At 59.3% G+C, this 26,629-nt stretch carries 22 protein-coding genes and 1 pseudogene; 8 read left to right on the forward strand and 15 right to left on the reverse strand.

The window, feature by feature from the left end:
* Nucleotides 1-284 precede the first annotated feature (284 nt).
* The 4 genes from ACZ1HA_RS20975 to ACZ1HA_RS20990 are packed head-to-tail and all read left to right on the forward strand — an operon-like array spanning nucleotide 285 to nucleotide 4,184.
* Nucleotides 285-923 carry a paraquat-inducible protein A gene (locus tag ACZ1HA_RS20975; protein WP_472715387.1) on the forward strand — a complete coding sequence of 213 codons (639 nt, stop codon included), beginning with the start codon at nucleotides 285-287 and terminating at the stop codon, nucleotides 921-923.
* Nucleotides 881-1,540, forward strand: a complete 660-nt coding sequence (locus ACZ1HA_RS20980; protein ID WP_472715438.1) for a paraquat-inducible protein A — start codon at nucleotides 881-883, stop codon at nucleotides 1,538-1,540. Before ACZ1HA_RS20975 ends, ACZ1HA_RS20980 begins: the two co-directional genes overlap by 43 nt.
* Entirely contained in the window at nucleotides 1,533-3,617 is a 2,085-nt protein-coding gene (locus tag ACZ1HA_RS20985; protein ID WP_472715388.1) for a PqiB family protein, read from the forward strand. Before ACZ1HA_RS20980 ends, ACZ1HA_RS20985 begins: the two co-directional genes overlap by 8 nt.
* Entirely contained in the window at nucleotides 3,618-4,184 is a 567-nt protein-coding gene (locus tag ACZ1HA_RS20990) for a PqiC family protein (RefSeq protein WP_472715389.1), read from the forward strand.
* Here the strand turns inward: ACZ1HA_RS20990 and ACZ1HA_RS20995 are convergent.
* Nucleotides 4,181-5,308, reverse strand: a complete 1,128-nt coding sequence (locus ACZ1HA_RS20995; RefSeq protein ID WP_472715390.1) for a pyridoxal phosphate-dependent aminotransferase — start codon at nucleotides 5,306-5,308, stop codon at nucleotides 4,181-4,183. The two genes, ACZ1HA_RS20990 and ACZ1HA_RS20995, sit on opposite strands and share 4 nt — an antisense overlap.
* A gap of 44 nt (nucleotides 5,309-5,352) precedes the next feature.
* On the opposite strand from ACZ1HA_RS20995, the gene ACZ1HA_RS21000 reads away from it, so the two are divergent.
* Nucleotides 5,353-6,105, forward strand: a complete 753-nt coding sequence (locus tag ACZ1HA_RS21000; RefSeq protein ID WP_472715391.1) for an MBL fold metallo-hydrolase — start codon at nucleotides 5,353-5,355, stop codon at nucleotides 6,103-6,105.
* On the opposite strand, the gene ACZ1HA_RS21005 is transcribed toward ACZ1HA_RS21000, so the two are convergent.
* From ACZ1HA_RS21005 to ACZ1HA_RS21040, 8 genes are read right to left on the reverse strand one after another with little or no spacing between them, the layout of a single operon-like run.
* Nucleotides 6,102-6,824 carry an SDR family NAD(P)-dependent oxidoreductase gene (locus ACZ1HA_RS21005; RefSeq protein ID WP_436399639.1) on the reverse strand — a complete coding sequence of 241 codons (723 nt, stop codon included), beginning with the start codon at nucleotides 6,822-6,824 and terminating at the stop codon, nucleotides 6,102-6,104. The genes ACZ1HA_RS21000 and ACZ1HA_RS21005 overlap by 4 nt on opposite strands.
* Nucleotides 6,821-8,092, reverse strand: coding sequence for a flavin-dependent oxidoreductase (locus tag ACZ1HA_RS21010; RefSeq protein WP_472715392.1), 1,272 nt, complete (start codon nucleotides 8,090-8,092; stop codon nucleotides 6,821-6,823). The genes ACZ1HA_RS21005 and ACZ1HA_RS21010 overlap by 4 nt, the downstream gene beginning before the upstream one ends.
* On the reverse strand, nucleotides 8,089-9,201 hold the full coding sequence (locus ACZ1HA_RS21015; protein WP_472715393.1) for a CaiB/BaiF CoA transferase family protein: 1,113 nt from the start codon (nucleotides 9,199-9,201) through the stop codon (nucleotides 8,089-8,091). The genes ACZ1HA_RS21010 and ACZ1HA_RS21015 overlap by 4 nt, the downstream gene beginning before the upstream one ends.
* Nucleotides 9,198-10,160: an ABC transporter ATP-binding protein gene (locus tag ACZ1HA_RS21020; RefSeq protein ID WP_472715394.1), complete on the reverse strand. Its 963-nt coding sequence runs from the start codon at nucleotides 10,158-10,160 to the stop codon at nucleotides 9,198-9,200. The genes ACZ1HA_RS21015 and ACZ1HA_RS21020 overlap by 4 nt, the downstream gene beginning before the upstream one ends.
* Nucleotides 10,160-11,140, reverse strand: a complete 981-nt coding sequence (locus ACZ1HA_RS21025; RefSeq protein WP_472715395.1) for an ABC transporter ATP-binding protein — start codon at nucleotides 11,138-11,140, stop codon at nucleotides 10,160-10,162. The genes ACZ1HA_RS21020 and ACZ1HA_RS21025 overlap by 1 nt, the downstream gene beginning before the upstream one ends.
* 1 nt (nucleotide 11,141) lies before the next feature.
* Entirely contained in the window at nucleotides 11,142-11,597 is a 456-nt protein-coding gene (locus tag ACZ1HA_RS21030) for a DUF2059 domain-containing protein (RefSeq protein WP_472715396.1), read from the reverse strand.
* Nucleotides 11,598-11,607: 10 nt separating this feature from the next.
* The gene (locus tag ACZ1HA_RS21035) at nucleotides 11,608-12,564 is read right to left on the reverse strand and encodes an ABC transporter permease (RefSeq protein WP_472715397.1); all 957 of its coding nucleotides are present in this window, start codon (nucleotides 12,562-12,564) and stop codon (nucleotides 11,608-11,610) included.
* The gene (locus tag ACZ1HA_RS21040) at nucleotides 12,564-13,544 is read right to left on the reverse strand and encodes an ABC transporter permease (protein ID WP_436399637.1); all 981 of its coding nucleotides are present in this window, start codon (nucleotides 13,542-13,544) and stop codon (nucleotides 12,564-12,566) included. The genes ACZ1HA_RS21035 and ACZ1HA_RS21040 overlap by 1 nt, the downstream gene beginning before the upstream one ends.
* A gap of 162 nt (nucleotides 13,545-13,706) precedes the next feature.
* Between ACZ1HA_RS21040 and ACZ1HA_RS21045 the strand changes: the two genes are divergently transcribed.
* Nucleotides 13,707-14,126, forward strand: a complete 420-nt coding sequence (locus ACZ1HA_RS21045) for a MarR family winged helix-turn-helix transcriptional regulator (protein ID WP_375227298.1) — start codon at nucleotides 13,707-13,709, stop codon at nucleotides 14,124-14,126.
* 60 nt (nucleotides 14,127-14,186) lie between these two features.
* On the forward strand, nucleotides 14,187-14,687 hold the full coding sequence (locus tag ACZ1HA_RS21050; protein ID WP_472715398.1) for a hypothetical protein: 501 nt from the start codon (nucleotides 14,187-14,189) through the stop codon (nucleotides 14,685-14,687).
* 40 nt (nucleotides 14,688-14,727) lie between these two features.
* Here the strand turns inward: ACZ1HA_RS21050 and ACZ1HA_RS21055 are convergent, their stop codons facing one another.
* The 6 genes and pseudogenes from ACZ1HA_RS21055 to ACZ1HA_RS21080 all read right to left on the reverse strand — a co-directional run bounded on the left by ACZ1HA_RS21055 (nucleotide 14,728) and on the right by ACZ1HA_RS21080 (nucleotide 24,471).
* Nucleotides 14,728-16,293 (reverse strand): ABC transporter substrate-binding protein, encoded by a 1,566-nt coding sequence (locus tag ACZ1HA_RS21055; RefSeq protein ID WP_472715399.1) that lies wholly within the window; start codon nucleotides 16,291-16,293, stop codon nucleotides 14,728-14,730.
* 145 nt (nucleotides 16,294-16,438) lie between these two features.
* Nucleotides 16,439-18,022, reverse strand: a complete 1,584-nt coding sequence (locus ACZ1HA_RS21060; protein ID WP_436399634.1) for an ABC transporter substrate-binding protein — start codon at nucleotides 18,020-18,022, stop codon at nucleotides 16,439-16,441.
* A gap of 112 nt (nucleotides 18,023-18,134) precedes the next feature.
* Entirely contained in the window at nucleotides 18,135-19,106 is a 972-nt protein-coding gene (locus ACZ1HA_RS21065) for a C45 family autoproteolytic acyltransferase/hydolase (protein WP_472715400.1), read from the reverse strand.
* 21 nt (nucleotides 19,107-19,127) lie between these two features.
* A complete protein-coding gene (locus ACZ1HA_RS21070; protein ID WP_436399633.1) occupies nucleotides 19,128-20,588 on the reverse strand; it encodes a biotin carboxylase in 1,461 nt (486 codons plus the stop codon).
* A gap of 24 nt (nucleotides 20,589-20,612) precedes the next feature.
* Nucleotides 20,613-23,366 carry an aminotransferase class I/II-fold pyridoxal phosphate-dependent enzyme gene (locus ACZ1HA_RS21075; RefSeq protein WP_472715401.1) on the reverse strand — a complete coding sequence of 918 codons (2,754 nt, stop codon included), beginning with the start codon at nucleotides 23,364-23,366 and terminating at the stop codon, nucleotides 20,613-20,615.
* 72 nt (nucleotides 23,367-23,438) lie between these two features.
* Nucleotides 23,439-24,471 (reverse strand): annotated as a pseudogene (locus ACZ1HA_RS21080) (carbon-nitrogen hydrolase family protein).
* A gap of 496 nt (nucleotides 24,472-24,967) precedes the next feature.
* Here ACZ1HA_RS21080 and ACZ1HA_RS21085 point away from each other — a divergent pair.
* Entirely contained in the window at nucleotides 24,968-26,593 is a 1,626-nt protein-coding gene (locus ACZ1HA_RS21085; protein ID WP_472715402.1) for an FMN-binding glutamate synthase family protein, read from the forward strand.
* Nucleotides 26,594-26,629: the final 36 nt, after the last annotated feature.

Raw genomic sequence — 26,629 nt, forward strand, 5'->3', positions numbered from 1 at the left:
AAAATATGACTGCTTCGGAGTGTCCTTCGAACAGGACAAGTGTAAACAGCAGTGAGCCTTGGTCTGTACCCCGTATCATGGTTCTCTGATCCTTTTTGCGGGTTTTTACGCATGTGCCTTCGCAATCCGGTTCCATTCGCATAGGCTATCCCAAAAGTCACAGTTCGTTTTTTTGGTTAAGGAGCTATGTGTACCAGAATGCAACTGTCTTTTAATTTGAAGCGCTTACCAGCATTATTACGAATGACGGACGTCGGGAAAGCCCTCTGCAGGCAGTGTGTTTTGTGACACGGCCCGACTTAAGCAGCCTTATAACCAACCTGATCGTCTGCCCGCAGTGTGATGCGGTCTGGAGCCTTGAGCGTCCCGACGCCGGTCAGCGTGCTGTCTGTGGCCGCTGTGGCGAAGTGCTGATCGAACCACGGCGCAAGGCCGGCAAACAGATCATCGCCCTGTCACTGGCAATCGCCGTGCTGATTATTGCTGCGGCCCTCTTCCCGTTTCTGACGATTTCTGCTGCCGGGGCGACAAATTCGGTGTCCGTGCTGCAGGCGGCTCTGGCATTCAGCGATGGGCCGCTCGTGTTGCTGTCTCTGGCGACTGCAGCGCTGATCGTATTCATCCCGCTGGCCCGGGTTCTGCTGTCGGTTTATGTTCTCATTCCCATCGTCCGGGACAGGCCGCCTGCCCGCCATGCTGCGAAGGCGTTCCGCCTCTCAGAGGCACTCCGGCCCTGGTCGATGGCTGAGATTTTTGTCATTGGCTGTGCCGTCGCACTCATCAAGATCAGCGACCTCGCGGAAGTTTCCTTCGGGCCCGCTTTCTGGATGTTTTCGGCTCTGGTTCTGCTTGTCGTTGTCAATGAAGCTTATTTGTGCAGATGGTCGGTATGGAACGCCCTGAGCAAGACAGAAAAGTCATAAGCGCCCGGGACATGGGCCTTGTGTGCTGCAGGCGCTGCACCGGGATCTGGCCCGCTGAAACACAGCGGTGCGGGCGTTGCGGGAAAAAGCTCGTCGTACGGGACTGGCACAGTCTGCAACGGGTCTGGGCGCTGCTGCTGGTGGGCCTGATGTGCTACATCCCGGCAAATCTCTACCCGATGCTGCGCACGCGTACGCTGTTTTCCGTGCAGCAGGACACGATCATAGGGGGCGCAATCAGTTTTATCGAATATGGCAGTTATTTTGTGGCGGCCGTCATTCTTGTTGCCAGTGTCGTCATTCCGCTTGCCAAGTTTCTGGCCATCGGCTTTCTCGCGATATCCGTGACGCGACCTTCCTCGGTATCTGCCCATCAGCGACAGCTGCTGTACGAGGTTGTCGAGTATATCGGTCGCTGGTCCATGATTGATATTTTTGTTGTTGCGATCATGTCTTCGCTGGTGCAACTGAACACACTGGTTGCGGTACAACCGGGGATCGCCAGTCTTTTCTTTGCATTGTCGGTCATTTTTACCATGCTGGCGGCACAGGCTTTTGACAGCCGTTTGATCTGGGACGCCGGGGTAACGCGGGAAAGAGCACAGTCTGATGAATGACAAACCCTCCCCTGTTGCCATTGAACATGGCAGGTCGCCAGTATCCGGACGTGCCTCGATGGTCTGGCTTATTCCGCTTGCGGCTCTGATCATTGCTTTGTTCGTTGCATGGCAGTCATTTAATGCACGCGGTCCGCTGATCACGATCCAGTTTGAGAACGGCGCAGGCATTACAGCGCGCCAGACTGAACTGCGGTTCCGGGATGTCAAAGTGGGCGTCGTCGAACGGGTCGTGTTTGCCGAAGGGCTTGAAGGCGTCGTGGCCGAGGTCAGGCTGAACAAGGACGTCGCAGCCTATGTCGATGCAGGCGCAAACTTCTGGGTCGTGCAGCCGGAGTTCTCGGCGCGCGGTGTCACAGGCCTTGATACAGTGCTCAGCGGTGTTTTCATCGAGGGATCATGGGACGGTGAAATTGGCCTGCCCCGCAGCACGTTCAAAGGCCGCACAACGGCCCCGCTCTTTCTGCCCGGTGACCAGGGTCTGCAGATCGCGCTGCGCACGGTGCCCGGCGGGACCATGTCAGACGATGTGCCGATCCTGTACCGTGGTATCGAAGTTGGTCGGGTTGGCCCCGCGCGCATCTCCCCTGAGGGTAATTTTGCGATTGCCGAGGCCGTTATTTACGCCCCTCACGGGCGCCTGATCACGCGCGCCACACGGTTCTGGGACACATCGGGCTTCAGCGTCAGCATCGGCCCGGGGGGCGCAGGCATCGATTTCTCATCAATTGCGTCGCTTGTGGGTGGTGGCATTACCTTCGACACCTTTGTTTCCGGCGGAGAACAGGTTGTCGACGGGACGGTATTCGAGGTTTTCGGCGACTCTGTGGCGGCACGCAACAGCGTGTTCAATGCCTCCGAGGTCGAGGTGCTGGAACTGCGGGTGATTTTTGACGAAAACATCTCGGGCCTGGCTCTGGGCGCGCCAGTAGAGCTGAGCGGGTTGAAGATCGGGACTGTCGAGAGCCTGTCAGGCGTGGTGGATCAGGCGGCCTTCGGGGACTCGCGTGTGCGGCTGAGCGTGGTGCTGGGGGTCCAGCCTGCCCGCCTTGGGCTGCCGGGTGACGCGAGCGCCGAGGCAGCGCTGGAGTTCCTGACCGCCCGCGTGGCGGATGGATTGCGCGCGCGCCTTGCCTCCGGCAGCCTGCTGACCGGTGGGCTCAAGGTTGAGCTGGTGGAGGTACCGGATGCGCCCGCAGCCGAACTGGTGGTGTCAGAGGCTGGCGTGCCGCTGATGCCGACGACGGCCAGCGAAGTGTCCGACGCCGCAGCAACTGTTGAAGGCGTCTTTACGCGCCTGAACAGCTTGCCGATCGAGGACCTGCTGAACAGCGCTATTGAATTTCTCAATGGGGCGCGTGCGCTTGTGACGGATCCCGCGCTGCGCGATGCACCTGAGGAAGTAAGGGCACTGCTGGGCGACGTGCGCGGGATCGTGACGGCCCCATCTGTTCAGGAAATACCGGTTGCACTGAACGCAGCACTTGTGCGGCTGGAGGCTTTGCTGGCGCAGCTGGAGGAGGACCAGGCGGTCGCCCGCATTACCGGGGCCATTGATGCGGCAACTGTGGCGGCCACGTCTGTTTCGGCCTCTGTCGCCGGGCTGCCGGGTCTCGTAGAGGGTCTGACAGACGTGGCCGCCAGGGCAGAGGCACTGCCGCTGGAGGCGCTGACGGATCAGCTGACAGAGCTGCTGGCCTCTGCTGATGAAATCCTGAGCACCACGGCAGCACAGAACCTGCCCGCCTCGCTTGGGGCAGCGTTGGATGAGCTGAACGCGACACTTGCTGAACTGCGTCGCGGGGGTGCTGTAGAGAACGTAAATGCGACGTTGCAGTCCACACGTGAAGCTGCAGATGCGGTGGCGCTTTCGAGCCGTGACCTGCCGGCGCTGGTGGACCGCATCACGGCGGTGTTTGACCAGGCCAGCGCAACTATTGCAGGGTATGACCGTGGCGAAGCGCTGAGCCGTGACGCACAGGCCGCGCTGCGGGATATTTCACAGGCGGCCGAGGCGATTACGTCGCTGGCGCGGCTGCTGGAACGAAACCCTGGTGCATTGATCAGAGGACGCTGAATGAAACGGAGCCATCTGCTGTTGATCGGGGGTCTCCTCGCTGGGCTCACGGCCTGTACGACCACTGCGGACCGCTATGCGGTACCGCCTGTCGAGGTCGCACAGCAACAGCGTATCGCTTTCCGCTCGGTTGAAGTGCGCGAAGTATCGCTGCCTGCTTATGCCGCGTCGGATGAAATCACAACACAGGACGCGGATGGCAGACTTGTCAGCGCGGGCAGTGTTCTCTGGGCCGACACGCCCGGTCGGGCGGTGGCGCTGGAGCTGAGCCGTTATCTGGCCCAGATTACGGGCGCACGTGTTGCCTCTGCCCCATGGCCTTTTGAAGCATTTGCCGATGCGATGCTGGATGTGCGGTTTGAAAGACTTGTTGCTCAGGCAGACGGTGTGTTCCGCACAACGGGTCAGTACTTTGTCGGCGTGACGGACGGCAGGCGCGAGCGGTCCGGTTTCTTTGACCTCACCGCGCCGTTTGATACCGAAGCTGGCCCGGGTGCTATCGCTGCAGCCAGAGGTCAGATTATTGCTGATCTCGCGGCTTTTGTGGCGCGTGACGGTCTGCGCTAAGCCAGCCAGTCGGCCAGGCCCTGCGCCAGACGGTTCAGCCCCTCGTCAAGGTTGACTTCCGCGCCACCGCCGACCCCCAGCCTGATATGTCCGGCTTGTCCATACGCACTGCCCGGCAGCAGGAACGTCCGGTAGGGATCTGCCAGCAGGAAACGGGCGAAAGCGTCGCTGTCGATCCCTTCGGGCAGTTTTCCAAGCCCGATCAGTCCCGCCTGAGGGGGCACCCAGCTTAGTCCCGGCTGAGACGAAATCCAGCCGTTCAGATGCGCCAGATTTGCAGCGCCAGCCCGTCGGGCGGCGTCCAGGGAGGTCTGATAACGGGCCGGACGCAGGGCGATCTCAGAAATAACTTCGCCCATGATGTTCATGATTTCAGAGGCATTTTCACGTCGGATCACGGCATCCATAACGAGATCTTTGTCCGGACAGACGAGCCACCCGGTCCGCAACCCCTGAAGGCCAAGCGCTTTGGACACGGAACCAGTGGTAATCCCCCTGCCGTACAGACCGGCAACCGACGGCGCACGCGGCGCGTTCCATTCGAGCCCCGCATAGACTTCATCGACAATCAGCCATGCCCCAACCCTGTCAGCAATGCGCACGATGTCCTTGAGTTCGCCGCGGTCCAGCATCCGGCCCGTCGGATTATTCGGGTTGCTGAGAAAGATCAGCCTGGTTTTTGATGTGACGGCCTTTGCCAGATCGTCAAGCGACAAAGCCCAACCTTCTGCCTCCTTCCGGTGCACTTGCACGATCCGGGCACCGGCGGCTTTCGCCAGAACATCCGCCTGTGGCCAGCCCGGGGTTTCCGTCACAATCTCGTCGCCGGGGCGCAGTAACTGCATGATTGCGAGGTAGTTGGCTTCTGCTGCGCCTGCCGTGATCAGCACATCTTCGGCTGTGCAGATACCCGCCAGCCCGGCCTGGTCCAGAACATGATCGCGCAGTTCGGGCAGACCCCGGAAGTCCCGCCCGTTCCAGTCCAGTGACTGCTGCGGATCGAGATCATCGAGGAAGTCGCCCAGCACAGGAGACTGCGACAGTGAGAAGCCGACAATCGCTTCCGGTGCGGCATCGGTGGTTTCCAGCAGGTACTGAAACAGAGTGTGTATCTTGACTTTCACAGGCGCTCCCCTTCTCCTCGGATCAGAAAGCGCCCGGAGATCATATGCAACCCCTTCTCAAAGGCAGGCCTGAACGGCTGGCGGTGCTGGATTATGGGCTGTTCCAGGTGCATGCCAACGGGCGGATCATCGGTATCTGCGGCTATGTGATCCAGACAAGCGCGGGGGAGATCGTACTGATTGATACCGGATTTCCGGCCAAATACGCAGATGACGCTGACGCTGCCACCGCAGAAGATGAGCTGGGCAGTTTCGGGCAGGTTCTGTCACTGACCCATGACAATCTGACCCCGGCCCAACTGGCAAAACTGGGTCTGGTACCGGATGACATTGATCTGATGATCCAGAGCCATACGCATATTGACCATGTTGGGTTCATGCATGCCTTTCCCGGGGCGCCGATCCTGATCGCGGCCGCAGAACGCGCCCTGCCCCGCCCGCTCTACTGGTCGGGCAAACAGGCGATGGAATGGCCGGACGCAGACTATGTCACGCTGACCGGCGACACGGACATAGGCCCGGGTTTCCACGTCTTTCTGGCCCCCGGCCATGCGCCGGGACAGCTGGCTTTTATGCTTGATCTGACCCAGACGGGCTCTGTGCTGCTGACATCCGATGCAATCAGCCGCCCGGCAGAGATCGACGAGGCGTTTGCCGGGTCCTGGGATGAACCGCTCGCAATCCGGAATGGTGCACGCCTGATGGCGGCGGCTGCTGAACGAAAGGCAATGGTGATTTTCGGTCACTGTCCGGACCAGTGGAAAACGCTGCGCAAAGCGCCCGACTGGTACACCTAACGCACGTCGCGCCCCTGATTGAGAATGATCACATTGCCGCTAGAAACATCGCCCGCGGGGGAGACCAGAAACCCCACCCAGGCGGCCACCTCTTCTGGTTGCATGGCGCATCCGTGGGGCATTTGTGCGATTGCCTGATCCAGCACTTCCTGACTGACCACGCCAAAAAGCGGTGTTTCCGTCATGGCGGGCGCGATTGAATTCACCGAAATCTTGTCACGCGCATAGCGACGTGCCAGATCTTTAGTCAGGGTATCCATTGCCGCCTTGGACGCGCGGTAATGGGGTGGATCGAAAACGTCGAAATTATAGGCTCCATTCGACGATATGTTCACGATTTTGCGGACACCTGCACGCCCCTGCATAAGGCGCACCGCGGACTGCGCACAGTGAAACGCACTGGAAAAGTTCACAGACATCTGCCGGTCGAATTCATCGGCCGGGATCTCCGGGAATTCTGACATAAAACAGGTGCCTGCGTTGTTGACCAGCACGTCGACACCGCCGTGTGTCGCCCTGACGGTTTCAAAGGCGGCGCTGATCGCTTCGGCATCCGTGAGATCAACTGCGAGGCCTGTGAACGCGTCCGCCGACATGCTCTGCAGTCCGGCTTCGTCCACGTCGAACCCCCAGACATGCAACCCGTCCTTGATAAGCTGCGCGCTGATGGCGCGGCCCAGACCACCGGCAGCACCGGTGACAACGGCAATACGGGTCATTCTCTGTCCTTTCTGATGTCCTGCGGCACAAGCGGGGGCTGCATGTTCAGTGTTTCCGGATCGATACCCGCCAGCTTTTTGTATTTTGCCGAATGTGTGGCCAGATCTTCGTGCGAAATCACGTCATCAATGCTGTCAAAGCTGCCGCCACAACGGTCTTCGACCTGCTGCAGGATTGCATCCGGTCCGCTGACCCTATTGGCCAGGGTGACGGCGGCAGTTCGGGGCCGTATCTGAGCCTCATAAGCCTGCAGCGCCGGGCCACCGATTCCTTCCCGGGCCAAAGAGGCGCCCATGACACGCGCATCTACGATGGCCTGGCTCGCGCCGTTTGATCCCACGGGATAGGTAGGATGTGCTGCATCGCCCATGAGCGTCACGGCCCCTTCGGTCCAGCGTGCAACCGGGTCCCTGTCGACCATCGGATATTCGTACACCGTGTCCGCGCCACGGATCAGTCCGGGCACATCGAGCCAGTCAAACTGCCAGCCCTCAAACGCGGGCAGAAAATCGCGCAGGTCCGCAGGGCGGTTCCAGTCCTCGCGCCGCCAGTCCGTGGCCGGATCGACACGCAGTTCTGCAATCCAGTTAGTCAGTGCGTGACCTGTCACCGGATCGGGTGCCGAGATCGGATAGGCAACGAAACGCTGTGTGTCGTGACCAGCAAGGATCATACCTGGCGCATCCCCGAAGGGTGTCGCGCGCGTTGTCCCTCGCCAGAGGATGGCGCCACCCCAAACGGGCGGACCTTCGTCCGGGTACATTTGCCTGCGGATTGCAGAATGGATGCCATCTGCGGCGATGACGACGTCGCCCCTGATGATGACATCGCCATCTGCAACGGCCAGATGAAGTTCCGCACCATCGGCCGTATTGCGAAACCCGGTGGCTCTGTGCCCTGTAACGACAAGGTCTTCGCCGGCGCGTTTCTGCAGGGCTTCAAACAACATCATCTGCAGATGACCGCGGTGTACGGAGATCTGAGGCCAGGTGTAGCCTGCATCGCGGCCACGCGGTTCCTGCCAGATCAGCTGCCCGGTTTTGGTGTAGAACCCCAGAGTGCGGGTAGCGACACCGATGCACAGCAGTTCCTCTTCGAGGCCAAGGTCAAAGAGTTCGCGCACCGCATTCGGCTGCAGGTTGATGCCGACGCCGAGGGGACGCAGTTCACGTACGGACTCGTAAATCCGGAACGGCACACCAATTTGGTGCAGGGTCAGGCCAAGGGTCAGCCCTGCAATACCGGCTCCTGCGATCAGGACCGTCATGTCAACGCTCCGCTGTCCCGCATGGTGGCGATATCCGCATCGGAATAGCCGATTTCGCGCAGAACTGCATTCGTATCCGCTCCCGGTGCACCAGGGGCTGCAGGGGCGCGTGTTTCGCTGCGGGAAAACCTTGGTGCGGGTTGCGCCTGCATGATACCGCCGGGTGCACGATAGGTGCCGCGGTTTGCGTTGTGAGCATGCAGAGGCGCTTCTTCAAAATTCAGAACCGGAGCGACACAGGCATCGGAACCCGCGAAAATTTCAGCCCATTCATCCCTTGTTTTGCGCCGGAAGGTTTCGGCAAAAGCGGCAACCCTGTGTGGCCATGCCGCTTTGTCCATCTGATCACCCGGTGCGTCGAGCCCGGCGATCCGGAGGAGTTCGGCATAAAACTGCGGCTCAAGCGCGCCCACAGAGATGTACTCTCCATCCGCGCATTCGTAACACCGGTAAAACGGCGACGCGCCGTCCAGCCAGTTTGATGACCGGTCCCCGGACCAGGTGTTGCGCGCAATCATCGTGTGGATAAGGCCCATCATCGCCGGTACGCCTTCGGCCATCGCGGCATCAACAACTTGCCCCCGCCCCGAAACACTCCGTTCAATCACTGCCGACAGAACGCCGAACAGCAGAAACATCGTGCCCCCACCGAAATCAGCCACCAGATTGAGCGGCACAACCGGCGGCGCGTCCGCAGGGCCAATGGCATGCAGTGCACCCGTAAGTGCCAGATAGTTGATGTCGTGCCCGGCCCGCGCGGCCAGCGGCCCCGTTTGCCCCCATCCCGTCATGCGGGCATAAATGAGTGTCTCGGGGCAATCTGCCGGGCCAAGCCCCAGACGCTCCATCACGCCCGGGCGGAAGCCTTCGATCAGCACATCAGCGCCGGACACCAGTTTCGTTGCTGCGGCGTGTCCTGCCTCTGATTTCAGGTTCAGCGCGACCGAACGCTTGCCCCGCCGGTTGATATCGGTGGGGTCCTCAGGACCTGAGGCCCGATCAATAACGGTGACGTCAGCACCCATATCGGCCAGCAGCTGCCCTGCCAGCGGTGCAGGTCCCAGACCGGTGAATTCAACCACCCGCAGCGATGACAGCGGACCGGTCATTCCACCATATGACAGGCGACGCGCGCTCCCCGCAGGTTGCGCATTCCCGGTCTCTCGCGACTGCAGATGTCACCCGCCAGAGGACAACGCGGATGATAGGCACATCCCGGCGGCGGGTTGATCGGATCAGGGATCTCGCCTGTGGGCGGTGGCACTTCGCGCCCGAAGTTGCTCAGCTGAGGCGCGGCAGCCAGCAGCATCTGTGTGTAGGGGTGTTTCGGATCATCAAAGAGCGCATCCGGTGCCGCTTCTTCCACGAGGCGTCCCAGATAGAGCACGCCGATCCTGTCAGCCATATGCTGCACGACCGTCAGATCATGGCTGATGAACAGGTACGTCAGGCCGAATTCGTCCTTGAGATCGCTCATCAGGTTAAGCACCTGGGCCTGCACCGACACATCGAGCGCTGAGGTCGGTTCGTCACAGACAATGAGCTTGGGCTCTGATGCCAGAGCGCGGGCAATGCAGATCCGCTGGCGCTGGCCGCCTGAGAATTCGTGCGGGAATTTACCAGCGTCGCGGGCCGCCAGCCCGACCTGTTCCAGCAGGCGTTCGGCCATGCCGTCGGTGTTTCCGCCACGCGCCGCCACCGGTTCCACAATAATGTCCCGCACCCGCCAGCGCGGATTAAGCGAGGCAAAAGGATCCTGAAAGATCATCTGAATATCGCGCCGGACCGCGTCAATTTTCGCAGCATCCTTTTCGCGTGCCAGATCCGTCCCACGGATTTCGACGGAACCTTCGGATGGGCCCAGAAGGCCCACCAGCATCTTGCCGATCGTCGATTTGCCCGAGCCGCTTTCGCCGACAAGGGCATAAACACTGCGCTCCTCAATCTCGAAGCTGACGTCAGACACCGCCGTCAGAAAGGACTTTTCGCGACGTTCCACAACGCGGTTCAGCCACGGTTTTGAGACGTCAAAAATGCGCGTCAGATTACGGATGTTCACCATGCCCATCAGGCGACCGCCTCCTCTTTGAGGGGGAACCAGCAGGCAGCACGCCCGTCACCGTCCGCGATACGCGGTCCGGGGTCAGTTCTGCAGCGGTCCTGCGTGTAGGGGCAGCGTGGATGAAACGCGCAACCACCCGGCAGTGCGTCGAGCCTGGGCATGGCACCAGGGATCTGGTGCAGGCGGTCACGCCCGCGTGATGCCAGCGGTGTTGAACCCATAAGGCCGTGTGTATAGGGGTGCTGCGGCGTCGTCAGAACCTCCCTCACCGGGCCGAGTTCCGCCAGTTGTCCGGCATACATCACTGCGACCCGATCGGCCGCTTCGGCGATAACGCCCATGTCATGGGTGATCAGCATCACGGCTGTTCCGCGTTCGCGGCAGAGCTTCTTGAGAAGTGAGATGATCTGGGCCTGAACAGAAACATCCAGCGCTGTTGTCGGCTCGTCTGCGATGATGAGCGAGGGCTCTGCGCAAAGCGCCAGCGCAATCACAACCCGCTGGCGCATACCGCCGGAGAATTCATGCGGAAAGCTGTCAACGCGCTCGGATGCACCCGGAATGCCAACCTCTTCGAGGGCGGCAACCGCCCGCTTTGCCGCGTCGGCCCGGGAAATATCGAGGTGAGCAAGCATCGTTTCGGTCAGCTGGTCCCCGATCCTGAGCAGCGGGTTGAGCGATGTCAGCGGGTCCTGAAACACCATACCAATCTCTTTGCCACGCAACCTGCGCATCGCCTCGCCGGTCAGCGCATCAATACGGGTGCCATTCACGTGGATTTCTCCGCCCGCGATATGGGCCGGCGGGTTCAGAAGCCCGATGACCGCGTTGCCCGCCATCGACTTACCCGCTCCGGACTCTCCGACGACGCCCAGTATTTCGCCCCGACCAATGTCATAGGAAACGCCATTCACTGGTCGCAAAATGCCATATCGCGTGGGAATTTCGACGGTGAGGTCGCGGATGGAGAGAACTGCATCAGACACGCTATTTGCTCATCTCTTCCTGTATGCGGCGTGCCAGGACAGCTTGCATCTGCTGGAAATACGGCCCGATCTGCTGCATCGTCTGTGTCATGAAAGGGGTCATCTTTCTGATCGCCGAGGCCCCGACATCGGATGCGTAAAACTCTGTCAGTGCCTGTATTTCCTCCAGTGTGAAGGTCGTGGCCATGCCGCTGATCATCGCCTCTTCCATCACCGGCTTCATCTTCGCAAGTTCTTCGGAAACGATACGCGCCAGGAGCTCTTTTTTCCCGTCCGGGATGCGCCCGCCCACCAGACCCATTTGTCCCATCACGCCTTCGGGGGACAGCATATCAGCCATCAATTCCTGCTGGCCCTTGCTGTTCACATAGGCCTTAGCAGCCTCAAGGCGTTCAGCGTCCTGCGCGAAAGCACCCGACGCCAGTAAGACAACCATGAGAAATGAAAAAAGTCGCATTGATAGTCCTTTATCGCAGGCGCGGGTTCAGAGCATCGCGCAGCCAGTCGCCCAGCAGGTTTACAGAAAGAGCGAGTGTCAGGAGTGTCACGGCGGGAAAGAGCAGGATCCACCACTCGCCGGAAAACAAAAAGCCCTGCCCAATACGGATCAGTGTGCCAAGGCTGGGCTGGGTGGGCGGTGCCCCTACCCCCAGAAAGCTCAGCGTGGCCTCTGCGATGATCGCGAGTGCCAGCGAAATGGTTGCAATCACCAGTACCGGGCTCAGCACATTCGGCAGGATGTGGCGCAGCATAATAGCACCGGAACCCCGCCCGATCAGCCGTGCGGCCTGAACATATTCCTTGTTCTTTTCAACCAGCGTGGCGCCCCGCACCACACGGGCAAACTGGACCCAGTCGCTGAGGCCGATGGCGATGATCAGCACCCAGATCGCCATCTGATCGCGGTATTCGACCGGCGTGATGCCCTTGGCGATGCCGAATATCAGCATGGCCACAAGGATCGCCGGGAAAGTCAGCTGCACATCCGCAACACGCATAATGATGGTTTCCGTCCAGCCCCCCACGTAACCCGCAATCAGTCCCAGCGTGATGCCGAGCACCATCGCAAACAGAACAGCTGCGGCTCCGACAAACAGCGATATCCGCATACCGTACAGGATTGTGGAAAAGACATCGCGGCCTTGGTCATCGGTGCCAAGCCAGAAGGTATCTCCGGTAAAGGCATTCAGAGTCATGGGCCGGGAAAACCCGTTCATCAGGTTCAGCGAAGCCGGATCGAATGGGTTGTAGGGCGCAATAAGCGGCGCAAAAACAGCCGCCAGCACCATGACCAGAACGATCACGGCCGAGACAACTGCCACCGGAGACTTGCGGAACTGCCAGGCAAAGTCGCTTTCGAGCGCAATGCGCAGGCGGGATTTCTCGGCCGGAGAGCCGGTGTTTCCTGGTGTGGTTTCGGTCATCAGTGGGCCGCCGTTCTGTCGACGCGCAGGCGCGGGTCGATTGCAAAGTAGAGCAGGTCAACGATCAGATTGATGGCCACAAACATCACCGAGATGAGCATCAGATATGCCGCCATCACGGGGATATCGACGAACTGGATCGCGTTGATAAACAAAAGGCCGACACCCGGCCACTGGAACACGGTCTCCGTAATGATCGCAAAGGCGATGATCGACCCCAGTTGCAGGCCGGTTACCGTGATCACTGGCACCAGTGTGTTTTTCAGAGCATGACGGAAATTAACGGCACGTTCTTTCAGGCCACGTGCCCTGGCAAAGCGGATATAGTCCTGCCGCAGCACTTCCAGCATCTCGGACCTGACAAGACGCATGATCAGCGTCATCTGGTAAAGCCCCAGCGTGATAGAGGGCAGGATCAGCGCCTGCAGCCCGCTGCTGGTCAGAAAACCGGTGCTCCAGCCGCCCACATCCACCGTCTCGCCCCGCCCGAAACTGGGCAGCCACCCGAGCTCTACAGAGAACAGATAAATCAGCAGGATGCCGATCAGGAACGTGGGCAGGGAAACCCCTATCAACGAAACTGACATTATTGCATTTGCGGTAAACCCGTTTCGTCGGATGGCCGTAAAGACGCCCAGAGCAATGCCTATAGAGATGGCAAGAAACCCGGAAACTGCCGCCAGTTCCAGCGTGGCAGGCGCCCTTTCCATCAGAATGTCGGACACAGGGCGGCCCTGGCGGTAGCTGACACCGAAGTTGCCCTGCGCGGCGCCTTTCAGGAACTTATAGTACTGAACGGGAAAGGGTTCATCGAGCCCCAGTGTCGTTCGCAGCCGTTCGATATCAGCCTGGGTGCGCTCCTGGCCCAGCATATTGTCAATCGGATCACCAACGAACCGGAACATCGAAAACGCAACGAGCCCCACAACGAGGAGCACGATAGCTGACTGAAACACGCGCTGGATGACGTATGCGAGCATGGATCCCCTTCCGCTGGCAGTACTGTTGTCGCAAGGCCACCTCTGAGGGTCAAGTGACGCAGTCGCGCATTTCGGCCCGTGGTGGCAGGTTTCCGGTTTTTCGTGAGAAAGCCATTGCAATCGGTGCAAAGTATGTGCATATACACGTAAAGGAAAGGCCTTATGACAACCCCTGCCTATCATGAATGCCTGAACGCTCAGCTGCGCAGATCGGTACGTGCGGTGGGCCGCGCCTATGACGCCGCTCTCAAACCTGCCGGGCTGCGCTCGACACAGTTCACGTTGCTCGCGGTTTTTGCCTACCACCGGGATCTGACAGTGACCCGCCTTGCGGAAACGATGGGCATGGACCGGACTACCCTGACACGCAATCTTCAGCCGCTGCTGAAGAAAGGCTGGCTTGAAATACGCGGGGACGAAGATGCCCGCGTCCGGGTGGTGCGGATGACCTCGGCGGGCGCCCGCAAACTGCAGGAGGCGACCCCGTTATGGGAAGCGGTGCAGCAGAAAACGACTGAATTGCTGGGGCATGACGGGCTCGGCCTGCTTGCGGACCGGCTTGCCCGGCTCGAAGGGAGCTGATTTTTTCGCCAATAAACGTGCATATGCACGTAAAATATGAAACCTGAGAAAGGAATGGAAATGGGAACCGAACAGATATTTCAGATGCAGTTTATCCTGAGCATGATTGTCACGGCCATGGTTGGCATCTGGTGGGTGCGTCCCTGGTTCAGACGTATCGACTATTATGACGGGCTGTTCTGGCTCACAGTACCGCATGCCCTGCGTCATCTGGGGATGGTATTTCTGGTGCCTGCGGTCGTGCACGCGGACATGCCGCAGGATTTCGCTGTGGAAGCGGGGTACGGGGACCTGACCGCAGGGCTTATCGCTCTGATTGCGCTGCCCGCTCTGCATTACCGGCTGGCTGCAGCGCTGCCACTGGTCTGGCTGTTCAACATCGTCGGAACGGTTGATCTGCTGAACGCGCTGCCACAGGTCGGGGCGATTCCGTTCTTTCGGTCGGCCTGGTACATCCCCACGTTTATTGTGCCTGTGCTTCTGGTCACGCACGCGCTGATGTTCGAGGCGCTGATCGCGCGCCTGCGGAACCGGGCCGGTGGACAGCAAAGCGCCCACTGAACCCGGTATGCGATCTCACCCGCACTGCGGGTGAGATTGATCAGTTCACAGTTACCCAGCGCAGGATAAAGAAGTTATCGGGGCGTTGGGTCAGTTCGATCCCGGCACTGGCGCCCCAGACCAAAGGCTGAACATACAGCGGCACATAAGCGACCTCGTCCTGCAGGATACCGGCTGTTTCATCGAGCATAGCCTGACGTTTCGTGTCATCGATCTCTGACTGGATCATCGGCAGAAGCTCATCGACACGTTCGTTCGAGAAGCCACCAAAGTTCCAGGATCCGAGCTTCTTTTCCTCGTTCGGGGTCGAAGCGAGGAAACGCACGGGGTGCTCGGCATCAAATGTGCCCGGCGACCAGCCCAGCAGATACATATCATAGTTATCCGCCCGCAGCTCCGGCCAGTAGTTCTGGACCGGCATCGCATCAAGCTGTGCCGTGATGCCGACCTGTGCCAGCATCCCTGTCACAGCCTGGCAGACGGATTCGTCATTCAGGTACCGGTCATTCGGACATTTCAGGCCGAAAGAGAAACCATCGGCATAACCCGCTTCGGCCAGAAGAGCGCGGGCCTTGTCCGGATCAAATGCCGGACGTTCGGCCAGTGCCGCGCTGAAACCGCGCATTGCCGGGCTGACAAGCTGGCTTGCCGGTTCCGCACTGCCGCGCATGATGGTCTGCAGAATGGCCGGTACGTTCACCGCATGTGCCACAGCCTGACGCACGCGAACATCCGCGAACGGGTTGGCGTCGGAAGTCTCGGAGGAGTACTTCAGCACATCAGCTTCATGCGGAAAGCCCAGCATGATCACACGCGCCTCGATCCCCTGGATCACCTGGACGTCAGGGTTGGAAGCAAGACGCTCAGCATCCTGGATCGGCACCGGGTTGATCAGATCAATATCCCCCGACAGCAGCGCCGCGACGGCTGTCGCCGGGTTCTGGATCGGGGTGAATTCTGCACGCGTGATGTTGTGCTCTGCCGTATCCCACCAGCCGCTGAAAGGCTCAAGCACGGTGCGCAGGCCGGGTTCGCGGGTTGTTACACGGAAAGCCCCGGTCCCGTTGGCATTAAGCGTTGCGTAGTTCCCATTGTCTTTGTCCGGACGGGTGGCATCATTGGCCTCGGCCCAGCCCTGATCCACGATCATCCAGTTTGCGATGCTGTCCGGAAAGATCGGGTTGGGTGCGCTGGTCATGATATCGATGGTGTAATCATCGACCACGCGCACGTCAGAAACCGGCGCAAACCAGCTGCGCGTGTCCGACGTCTCGTCAGAGGCGCGCTGATAGGAGAAAAGTACATCAGAGGCGTCAAAGGCGCTGCCATCATGGAACGTGACGCCCTCGCGCAGCGTAAAGCGCCAGCCCTCACCGTCACCGATGGGTTCCCAGGATGTTGCAAGAGCGGGTTCGATGCTCATGTCTTTGCCGCGACGGACGAGGCCCTCATAGACATTGTTCAGAAAGCCCAGAACTGGGGCCGAGTTCACAGCATGCGGATCGAGCGTCTGTGGATCGGTTGTGGCTGCCCAGGTGAATTCTTCGGCCGAGACACCCTGCGACAGCAGAGCTGAAACGGCAGCGGCAGTGAGTACATAACGCATTGAATGTCCTTTCTCTGTGACCACCAGTCTGATCCGGCGGCGTGCCCCTGACGGGGCGCATTCTGTTTGTTGAGACCGGCGGCTGAGCCGCCGGTCCGCATGATGATGAAAGTCCGCGCAACGTTTGCATGCCGCGCGGCGCGGTTCAGTTCATTTTGAAATACTTGAACTTCGGTGAGTCCTCAGCTTCAACAACTGTGTCAACGCCGGACTTCATGCCCCAGTTCAGAACCTGGTGGTGCAGGGGGATATAGAGCTTTTCGTCCTGAACAACCTGCCAGATCGCTGCGATGTCAGCATCACGTGCTTCCAGATCTGTGTTGGAGGCGAGGCTCTGGATTTTCGCATTCAGATCCGGGTTGCTGTACCGTGTTCCGTTCCAGGAACCGTACTTTTCATCCCGGCCGTGCACGAGGAAGTTGAAGATGTACTCGGAATCGTAGGTCGGCACACCCCAGCCCAGCATATAGAAATCTGTCTCCAGCGTGTTGATCAGCGGGAAGTGCTGCGCCTTGGGCTTGGCGTCAAGGTTCACGGTAACACCGATCTGCGCCAGCATGCCGACAGACGCCTGACAGATTGCTTCGTCGTTGACATAGCGGTCATTCGGGCAGTCCAGCTGGATCGAGAACCCGTCACCATATCCCGCTTCGGCCATCAGTTCCTTTGCGCGATCCAGATCCGTGCGTGACGACGCGTCCATATCGGCATCCCAGCCATTCACAAACGGCGGTGCGATCATGCCGGCCGGGGCCGACTGGCCGCGCATCACGACCTGTTTGATCGCATCGCGGTTGATGGCAAGGTTCATGGCCTCGCGCACGCGGACATCCGCCAGCGGGTTTGCACCGTCGACATTGTCATTCTTCAGATCAGCATCGCCGGAGTTCATGCCGAAGAAGATTACCCGGTTCTGCGGCGCTGTGCGTACGTCCAGGCCATCTTCAGCCGCCACGCGGCCAAGGTCCTGCACCGGAACGTCCTGAATGAAATCCACCTCACCGGACAGCAGCGCCGCAACTCTTGTCGCCGCGTTCTGAATGGGCGTGTAAACAATCTCGCTCACTTCCAGCGGGAACTCACCAATACCCCAATAGTTCTCATTGGCAGCCAGCACTGTCTTCACGTCGGGCTCACGGCTGACCAGCTTGTAAGGCCCTGTGCCATTTGCGTTTTTCGCAGCAAACGTATCCTCACCGCCCTCGTAGTCCTGAACCTTGACCGCGTTGTTCGCCTCGGCCCAGGTTTTGTCCATGATGAACATATTGGTCAGGTTGTTGGGCATGATCGGGTTCGGACCATTGGTCACGATCTCGATTGTGTAGGCGTCGGGTGCGCGCACCTCGACAACGGACGCAAGCAGTTCTTTGTAGTCGGAGTCAGGCGTCATCGCCCGTTCAAGGCTGAATTTCACATCTTCGGAGTCGAATGCAGACCCATCGTGATAGGTCACACCTTCGCGCAGATTGAAGACCCAGACATTGGGATCAGCCTCAGACGGTGCCCAGTCTGTCGCCAGCGAAGCCACAAGCGCGCCGGAATGGTCGCGCATCACAAGCGTTTCCATGATCTGGTGCGCGAGCGCGGACGTCGGGCCTTCGTTCTGAGCATGCGGATCAAGAGTCAGCGCATCACCGGCGCGCGCCCAGCGAAGGGTCTCGGCGCTCGTAAGCGTGGCGGTTGTCGACAGCAGTACGGCCGCCGTAATAACGGAGGTTGCAAGTTTCATCGGAGTCTCCCCAATTTTTTGTTTTTCTGATCGTAATGTTTGACACGGCGGCCGGTTTGGCAAGCCCCTGACACAACTTTAAGTCGGTAATACCGCCCGGTGTGCCTGGTGTTCAGGCAGCGCCAGGCACGCGGATCATCCTGCTGCCTTCCTCAAAGCCTGTCATTGGCAAAGACCATACACTTCCCGGCCAGCGTAGCTCCATCTGTTGCAGGCGCGGCCGGTAGACGGCCGTATATAGAGTGCCAAACCCGGCATTGAAGGCGGTGGAATACAATGGTGGCTTGAGAAAAGCGCTGATGAACTTGTCCTGCGGGTCACGGTGCAGTGTCAGGCGTTGCAGCAGAAACCGTTCCCGTTCGACTGTCGCGGTGAACCTCGCATGGCTGACCCATTCCACGTTTTCCTGGTGGTTGGTTGCCACCGCCGCATGGGTGATAACCGTTTTGCGGTCCGGCGCCATCATCGCAGTCAGGTACTGCCGCTTTTTGTCGAGCACCGTCACGTTGTAGCTCATATGCGTGGGAATGCGGGCCAGGGCCGCGCCGGCCTGTTCGGCTGTCTCACAGGTCTGCAGGACATAACGCAGGATCAGCGGCACACCGAACCCCTCGCCCACAACGCGGCGTCCGCCAAAGGTCAGCGATATCGCAAGGCCTGCATCATTCATGCCATCCACCATGCCGAAAAGACCGTCAGACGTGCCAAGAACGCTCCGCCCCTGCCAGCTGGTACGCAGTACAAGGCTGTCAAATGCGTCCGGGTTGTAGTCGTAGTTGCGGACGATCACAGGCTCTTTGCCCGTCCAGATAGCCTGGCTGCATCCCGCCAGATAAGGCGGCGGGCAGTAAAACGACAGAAAACGTGCGGCGTGGTCGCCACCGCCCGCGAGCTCGCACAGCTCCTCCCACAGTGGGACAATTTCCGGCATGTGTTCGGTCAGCGCCCGGCGCGATTCTGCATAGGTCGGGCGCGCGCTTTCCCCCTCTTTCAGCCACCAGCGCTGATAATGGGGCCAGTATTCGGCGAAAAGCCCGGACCATTTCGGACCGGGCGTTTCTTCGGTAAAGGCGCGCCATAGCATCGGATGCGCTGTCCTTGTCAGTCAGAGGATCTTGAACGCAGGGTCCGCCAGAGCGGGTCCGGCTTCGGCCTGCGGCAGCGGTTTTGCCGCCACGCATTGCTTGATACCGTGGATCCACTTTTTCGCACGGTCGTTCAACTGGAAATTCTTGGTCATCGACCGGCCACGGGTCACAAGAATACCAATATCCGCGCCTTCGTAACGGTAGTCGCCAGGGCCAAGAATACGCAGGAAGAACGCTTCGTTTTCGCTCTCCACAGCACGACGGTGATAGTCAAAGCGGTCGTAGACCACGCGTCCGTCCTCCAGCATCCGGTAAATCCCGGTTTCAGGCGCTGCAGTGCAGATATCGACTGTATCGTCGGTGTGTTTGATCACCATTTGCGACCAGCTGTCGATATTGGCGCTGTCCGCCCAGCGGGCATTCAGCTCATCCACATCAAGGTTGAACTTCTTTTTCGAGAATTCCAGCAGATGAAACAGGAAGAGCGGCGCATCCGCATGTGCAAAGGCCGCATGGTTGGTCATGGACGATGCACCCGTAATACGGGGGTTCAGTTCCCCCAGCCACAGATCACCGGTCTTTTTGTCGATCAGGAAGTCGAGCTCAAAATACCCGCGATACCCCTCTTTGCGCAGCTGTTCCCCGAATTTGAACGTCAGGTCGCGCGCGCGCTCACGCACTTTGGGGGGAAAGGCGGTCGACAGGATTTCGTTGCCGCACCAGCCGCCGCGATAGGGCGTCAGCTCCTTGAAGCCCACGAGTTCAGTCATCAGCGGACCGACAATGGTCCCCTCGGACGTGGCACAGGCCTCAATCGCCGAGCCGCGGCAATCAATCCGTTTCATGATCTTGATCTCGCCCTCGCCCACAATTTCATGCTCGTGGCGGCGGAAATCAGCCTCGGACTTGATAAAGAACGTCGTATGGCCGCTGTCGCCAAAGGCGGACTGCAGCACCAGATCATGTCCGATCCCAGCCTTCTCGCAGGTTTTCTTCAGATCTTCGTAGGATTTCACCTCAGCCAGCACATTGGGCACCGAGGGCACACCCGCCTTGTTGCCGATGCGGACCGTTTCGATCTTGTTGTCCATATTCGTGCGCAGCTTGGCTTTGGGGAACCAGACGGTGCCACCCAGTTCCTTGGCAAGGCGTTCAGTCTCTTCATCAAACATCAGGAATACGAACTTGGGTTTGCCGCCCCGCCGCTTGATGAAATCAATCACCTCTTTGTGCTGCAGCAGGTAGTTGTTGATGTCTTCGATCGACTGGAACTCTGCATGCGGCTGTTCAGACGGACAGAACACGTTCGGGTGCCGGCCGTCATAACAGTCAATGTAGCAGATATATTTGAAGTTCTTCACCCACTCATCGATACCAAGCAGGTTAAAGTTGGTCGCCGACACGAAATAAACCGGGTCTTCGTTGCGGTGAAAATACCGGCGGATTTCCGAGATATTCTTCAGAACCGTAGTCGCCATGAATTGCTGTCCTCTCTGTTAATTCTATTCTGCCGCTGGGGCAATTTTGGGCGCATCTGTGTGCGCTTTGACAATTTCGTCGAGTGCTTCGCTAGTGAAGACCCGCAGGCCCAGATCGGGCCGGTAGCCGTGAATTTCCGTCACATCCAGCGCCAGCATGAAAGCCAGAATTTCCTGGCTGATCACCTGGCCTGGCACCAGGATCGGAAAGCCGGGCGGATAGGGAATGATAAAGCTCGCGGAAACCACCGTCTCACCCGCATCAAGCGCGTCTTTCAGAGAGCCGTTGATGTCCAGGTAATCGCACTTGTTTTCATCATAGGCCAGAAAGAAGGCTGACCGGATGTCGCCCTCGCCCGTGGTCGGGCATGCACGGAAGGCCTCGTGGAACCGGCTGAAATCCGGCAGCGGCGGCAGGTCCTCCATCAGAGCTTTCACCCGGCGCTCAAAAGACAGACGTTCCATCTTGCTGGCGTCGTCAATGCGCTCGTCGAGGGACTTGGCAATCTCCACCAGCACTTCAATCAGATAGGCAACCGAGGACCGCGTGGTACCGATGTTGGTCATAAAGAGCACGGTATTCCGCGAAGTCTTGTTGATCTGGATCCCGTATTTGTCCATCAGGATGTCGGTCTTGAACGTATCGCCGTCCCAGCCCGTGCCCCCGACAGCCAGCGTCACACGCGTGGCATCCAGGACAAAGTCATCCTGTTCCCAGCTGTCCCACATGTCGGTCCAGCCCTGTTCGGCATCATAATAGCTGGTGATGCCGGACTGCCGGAATTCATCCGGGATCATGTCACCCGCAGTGAGCACCCGGAAGTACTTCTTCAGAAGCGGATGTGTCATGATCGCCCGCCGCATCGAAAGAGCGGCCTCAATCTGGCGCTGCACGAACTCATAGCCTTCCAGCTCGACCTGCCTGCGCCCGACATCCAGGCTGGCGATAATCTGGTAGTTGGGCGAAGTCGACGTATGGGTCATGTAAGCTTCGTGGAAAGCCTGTTCGACCTCCCCTTTGAAGTCCTGATCATTGACGTGGATCATCGACCCCTGCCGCAGTGAGGTCAGAGTTTTGTGGGTCGACTGCGTGGCATAGGCTCTGACACGCGCCTCGGGCGGCGGAATAAGCCGCGTTTCCAGCAGCTTTTCCTCATCTGCGTTCTCAAGCGTACTCTGCTGGGCCTCATACATGCGCTTGTGCGCATCCGTCCGGAACCGCTCACGCAGCGTGTTGGCGGCCGTCATGGCCGTCCGCTGCCGGTATGTTGGATTAAAGCGGGCAAAAGCGAACCAGGCTTCGTCCCAGAGGAAGATCAGGTCCGGCTTGATCGCAAGACACTCTTCCATGACCCGTTCGACGTTGTAGACCAGACCATCAAAGGTGCAGTTCGTCAGCAGCAGCATCCGCACCTTGTGCAGCTTGCCCTCGGCCTTCAGCTTTAAAAGCTGGTGCTTGATCTCGCGCAGCGGCACCGCGCCGTACATGGAGTACTCATTGAGCGGGTAGCTGTCGAGATAACAGACCTGCGCACCCGCAAGCACCATTCCGTAGTGGTGAGACTTGTGACAGTCGCGGTCTACAAGGACAATATCTCCGGGCCTTACAAGGGCCTGCACGACGATCTTATTGCAGGTGGAGGTCCCGTTCGTTGCAAAAAACGTCTGTTTTGACCCAAAGGCGCGAGCGGCAAGTTCCTGCGCTTCCTTGATCGGGCCGTGTGGTTCCAGCAGGCTGTCCAGACCTCCGCTGGTCGCCGAGGTTTCTGCCAGAAAAATGTTAGGCCCATAAAACGCACCCATATCCTGAATCCAGTGGCTACGGCTGATCGATTTGCCGCGGCTGATCGGCATGGCGTGAAAAACGCCGGTGGGCTGTTTGGAATACTCCGTCAGCGCCGTGAAGAATGGCGTTTTGTTCCGTGCCTGAACGCCCCGCAGGATGTTCAGATGCAACTCCATGAAGTCTTCCTGGTTGTAAAAAACACGGCGGCAGATACCGAGATCAAGACCAGCGATATCCTCTACAGACCGCTCCGTGACCAGATAAGCATCCAGTTCCGGGCGCACCTTAGCCACCAAGCGGCACAGCTCGGGCCCGTAATTGTCGGGCTCCATATTGTCGATTTCGTCCTGCCCCCCTGCCCGGTTCAGGAACCGCTGCACAATCTGCTGGTCCATCCGGGATTTCAGCACCAGCCCGGGCCGGACCACGATCGCCTGGATGTTATGGTTGAACAGCACCGCGACCAGCGCGTCTTCAAGGCTGGGCACGACCAGCGCCTCATAGATGAACGGGTCCTCCGGGCGGCGCATCTGGGTCACGTTGTTGCGCAGCCAGCGCTCCTGGTGCTCGTTCACATTGTCGACGATCAGCACCTCAAAGTACGGTTTGGCCAGCGCACGGGCCTCCGGCGACTGCATCGCCTCATCTTCCAGTTCATCACTGTCGAGGCTTTCGCGTTCCAGCGGGATATGCCGGCGGCGATAGGCCCCTGTGGTCAGCGCCCGCGTCACCCGCCCTACAGCGAAAGCAAGTTCGTCGAAATTTCCGTGCTCGAACTGGCGCCGCATGTAATCAAATGCAGCCATGCCCGGAAAGGCCCAGTAGGGTTCGATAACTGACAGGTTGGCAAACAGTTCTTCGACCTTTTTGGACAAGGCCGTGGTCTGCCGTGCCCCACTCGCCCGTGTCAGTGCGCCAGTCGCCTCCCGGAGTGCGCTCCAGCGGTCGGAACGAAGCTGTATGGCCGAAGAGTAGTCATTGATCGCTTGCATCTGTGTTCCCCGTTGCGCGGGCGTCCCTGATGCAGCAGCAGATGGTTTCGACCATTCTTTTCCACTGCGGGATTACCCGCTCGATTGTTGTTTTCCGTCATCCGCCACCGGTCTGAGCGTCGCAGTAGCGCGGTCTTCGTTCTGTCCGGCGGTCGTTTGCGCCACGTGCATCCCTGAACCTTTGTAGGCAGGTGCTTCGTGGCGTTTGTCTTCGCCCGGGACATCCACATGAAGGCCCGCGCGCGTGCCCTGTTGCGGTATTTCCAGTGGTCCTAACGTTTTGAGAAACGCATCGGTTCCACTGTTTCTGTCATAAACCGAGAAATCCACCGACCGGTCGCGGAAGCTCTTGAGCACCTGTCCCAGGCCTTTCATGCCGGTCTCGCGCTGGCGCCGCACGGCGCTCAGATCCACCTCAATGGGGAACATATCTTCCTGCCCGGCGGACTGGTGCAGAACATGCGCAGAGGGGTCAACAACCAGCGAACGGCCGACACCGCCTGCGCCCAGACCGTTCACGTCGATCACATAACACTGGAACTGTGCCGCAGTTGCGCGCGCGATGGCCAGTTCCGCGTCCCGGTCCGTTGTGCCGGTCAGAACTGGGTGGAGCAGCACCTCAACCCCCTGAGCCGTCAGCTGCCGTGTGGTTTCCGGGAACCAAATGTCATAGCAGATCGAAAGACCAAAACGCCCCACCTCCGGGACATCAAATACGCAGAAATCCTCGCCCGCGGCGATACCGGCTTCATATGGGCGGAACGGAAACATCTTGGCGTAGCGCCGGATGATCTCTCCCTCGGGATTGATAACCACAGAGGTATTGTACACCAGACCGGTTTCCGGATCGCGCAGAAACATCGACCACTGGGATCAGCCAGACGCGGTGTTTGCGCGCAGCAGTGCAGAATTGGTCCAGTGCTTCGTTCTCGGGTGGCTGCGCGAAACGGTCCAGCGGGCCATAAGGCGCCAGTTCCGAGAACAGAACCATCTGCGTCCACGGAAAACGCGCCATCAGCACATCAAGGCGCTGGATCATGCCTTCTACGTTGGACTGAAGGGCGTTGACGTACATCTGGACGCCGGCAATGGCGAATGGGGTCATGTCTGGTCTCTCCGTCGGGACAGTGTCCGCCAACCGGCCACTGCAGGGGTGTTCAGACTGACTGCCTTACGCCCATCGCGGGACAGAGAAAACACGCGAAATGCACCACCTGGCCGAAACTGCGCGTAATTTTCGGCATATGCGCAGATATTGTTCAAACCGCACCCCTGCCCGAACTTTTGCAGGGCCACAAAGTGATCAGAATATTAAACACCTGCTGAGCCAACAGTGTGCGTTCCAGTGTGTTCGGCCCGTGTAATTACAGGCGATTCTTCCATGCGGCCTTTGCGTTGTACGCCATATCGCGCCTTCCGGCCTTGCCAGGAGCGTAGCAGGTTGCTCTGACAGCGCAAGACCCGACAGGGTTGTGTCCCACGCAGAGTTTTCTTGCGCACCGTCTCTATATGCCGGATCATCCCGATACGTTTAATATTTCTGCAACAGCCCCGCTCGCCCATGCCCTGGGGGTCTGTGTATAAAAGGCACCGGAGTTTCCATGACAGATCCAGGTTCTATGACCCGCTTTGCAACCTTCGCAGGGGTCATCGCCCTGAGTGTAATCAGCCTCATCCTGGCCTTTGCCTGGACGTGGTGGATGCTGATCCCGCTGGCGTTTTTTGTCTGGCTGACGGCCCTGGGGATACATGATGTACGCCAGACCGGACATTCGATCCTGCGCAACTACCCGGTGCTGGGACACATGCGGTTTCTTTTCGAAGGCATCCGCCCGGAAATCCGTCAGTACCTGATCGAAAGCGATCAGGACGAAGAACCCTTCAGCCGTGATGCCCGCAGTCTCGTGTATCAGCGCGCCAAAGGTCAGGAGGACAAACGGCCATTCGGCACGCGGATGCGGGTCTATGACGCGGGCTATGCCTGGGTGACGCATTCAGTCGCCCCGGTCGAAATCGAAGATACCGATTTTCGGGTGCAGATCGGCGGCAAGGACTGCAAACAGCCTTACAGCGCCTCTGTCTTCAACATCTCTGCGATGAGTTTCGGATCGCTGTCCGGCAATGCCATCCAGGCGCTGAACACAGGCGCAAAAATGGGTGGGTTTGCGCATGACACCGGCGAGGGGTCCGTCAGCCGGTATCACAAAGAAGGCGGTGGTGACCTGATCTATCAGGTGGCATCCGGGTATTTCGGCGCGCGGGCCGCCGACGGTACTTTTGATCCCGACAAATTCCGGGCGACCGCGACCCTGGATCAGATCAAAATGATCGAACTCAAGCTCAGCCAGGGCGCCAAACCAGGACATGGCGGCATGCTGCCCGCCTCCAAGATCACGCCCGAGATTGCAGAAGCGCGTGGCATTCCGATGGACGAGGATTGCGTTTCGCCGGCTGCGCATTCTGCCTTTTCGACACCCGTTGAGATGATGCAGTTCATCGGACAGATGCGCGATCTTTCGGGTGGCAAGCCCGTCGGCTTCAAGCTCTGCATCGGCCACCGGCGGGAATTCATGTGCATGGTCAAAGCAATGCTGGAAACCGGGATCGTTCCCGATTTCATCGTAGTGGACGGAACCGAAGGCGGCACGGGCGCGGCACCCGTCGAATTCTCCAACCACATCGGTATGCCGCTTGTCGAAGGACTCACGTTTGTGCACAACACACTGCGCGGCGCCGGGCTGCGCGATCAGGTCAATACCGGTGCCGCGGGCAAAGTCGTCTCTTCTTTTGACATCGCACGGTGTCTGGCTCTGGGTGCGGACTGGTGCAATTCGGCCCGAGGGTTCATGTTTGCCATCGGATGCATCCAGGCGCAGGCCTGTCACACCAATCACTGCCCCGTCGGCGTTGCGACACAGGATCCGATGCGGTCGCGGGCGCTGGACGTAGGTTCAAAGTCCCAGCGCGTGGCCCGTTTCCACGACAACACGCTGAAAGCTCTGGGTGAAATGACCGGTGCTGCCGGGTTGCGCCATCCCGGCGAATTTATGCCGCAACACCTGATGGTCCGGCTGGGCGACAAGGAAATGGCCGAAGGAAACGAAGCCTATCCATATCTGCCGGATGGATTCCTGCTGACGGACAAAGGCGATGATCCTGTGCTGGCAGATTACCGCAAGCGCTGGCGCCGGGCCGATCCGGCGAGTTTTGCGCCGCCCCCCTGCTGACAAAAAAGGGCGCCCACGCAGGCGCCCTGTTCTGTT

Source organism: Roseobacter sp. S87 (assembly GCF_055693285.1).